This window comes from Pseudomonas sp. SMSB3 (assembly GCF_052041965.1).
GTDB lineage: Bacteria > Pseudomonadota > Gammaproteobacteria > Pseudomonadales > Pseudomonadaceae > Aquipseudomonas.
Genome location: NZ_JBKGGV010000050.1, coordinates 1 through 352, shown reverse-complemented (window position 1 = coordinate 352; position 352 = coordinate 1). Strand labels below are relative to the sequence as shown.

The following is a 352-nucleotide window of genomic DNA, read 5'->3' as shown; positions in this document are numbered from 1 at the left end:
CCAGGTGCGCACGCAGCTGCACAGCAGCCACGGCCACACCCAGCTCAACCTCGGCTACCTGATCGACCAGCGCGGCAACCACCGCGGCGCCCTGCGCGGCACCGGCTTCGAGCTGCGCACCGACGCCTATGGCGCCCTGCGCGCCCAGCAGGGCCTGTACCTGAGCACCTGGAAGCGCAGCAACGCCCAGGGCGCGCAGCTTGATATCAGCGAAGCCCAGCAGCAGTTGCAGAACAGCGAGCAACGGCTCAAGACCCTCTCCGACACGGCCAAGCAACACAACGCCGACGCTCTCCAAGCCGGCCTCGACAGCCTGACCCAGCTCAACGCCGACGCCGGCGCCACCTACGGT

General features: G+C 69.0%; 1 protein-coding gene. It reads left to right on the top strand.

What is annotated here, in order from left to right:
- On the top strand, positions 1–352 hold a 352-nt coding region (locus ACLEJW_RS23245), incomplete at both ends, for a type VI secretion system Vgr family protein (RefSeq protein WP_440778332.1).